This is a genomic window from Nocardia sp. NPDC058497, assembly GCF_042720195.1.
GTDB lineage: Bacteria > Actinomycetota > Actinomycetes > Mycobacteriales > Mycobacteriaceae > Nocardia.
The window spans coordinates 1-1,015 of record NZ_JBHXMY010001069.1; the positions used below are offsets into that span (position 1 = coordinate 1).

The window sequence follows — 1,015 nt, forward strand, 5'->3', positions numbered from 1 at the left end:
AAGCTCGGCGAGAGCTTCCGGCAAGCCTGCCGAGATACGCAACGCATCTGCAGATGCACCGCGGACTCATGCTCGTGCGGGCCGGAGACCGTGACGCCGGAGTGGCCTACGCTCAGGCAGCCCTGGACGCACTGCCGCCTGAGAAACACTCTCTGACGCTGCGGCTACTCATGCGGGAGATTGCCGGATGACTGTCAGTCGTTGGCCATGTCACGGCGATCAGATCGTACCGACGGAATTTGGAACTCCTCACGATGGCGGAGTAAGGATCGGGTGTCCGGCTTGGAATGCCAGCCTCCGGTTGGCGTCTGCCGCGATCCGATCGAGTTCGTCGTCGAGTTCCATGAAAACCTGCCAGCTCTGCTGACCGCTGGCGGCAGCGAGCCGCCGCACGACGAGCTGCTCGAGTTCCGGGATCCGCTTTGCCTTCCAGATCTTGTCGGCGAGGCTTACAAGCAGGTCTTCCATCTCGATATCGGCTTCGGTCCAGGATCCGTGGGTGCGCGCGAAGCGCGCGAGTCCATCAGTGAAGCCCTGTTCCAGGAGGAGCCGATATCCGTCCTGCTCGTGCAAGGAGCCGGGGGCTGAGAGCTCGTCGGGGTGGACGATCTTCCCGATGTCGTGTGTTGCTGCCCCGAACAAGGTGACTGGCCGGTCGAACCGCGCTTCTGGGTAGCGGCGCTGGATCCAGTCAGCCAGTTGGCAGGCCACGTCGTGGACCGCACGTAGATGCGCGGCGAGCCGTGGCGGTGCATCGAGATCCGCGAGCAGGTCCTCGACGCGATCAGGCAACGCCCTCAGCCCCAGATCACCGGAATCAGCGAGAGCACGCTGCAGCGCTACAGATCTCACCAGACCCACAGTAACCCGACTGGCCTAGAGCTCCATCGAGTCAGAACCTGCTACGTCGTTCGACAATCAGGAGTGGCCAGCAGGCCGGTCAAGGATCATGTCATCGCAGGTCAGGGGAAAGTGGGGCGGGTGGGGCTCGAACCCACGACCAGCGGATTATGAG

The 1,015-nt window shown here is 63.2% G+C and carries 1 protein-coding gene; it reads right to left on the bottom strand.

Features of this window, described 5'->3' with window-relative positions; all coding sequences use genetic code 11:
* Window positions 1-249 precede the first annotated feature (249 nt).
* Window positions 250-861: an HD domain-containing protein gene (locus ACFWPJ_RS33765; protein ID WP_378857706.1), complete on the bottom strand. Its 612-nt coding sequence runs from the start codon at window positions 859-861 to the stop codon at window positions 250-252.
* Between the last annotated feature and the right edge of the window lie 154 nt (window positions 862-1,015).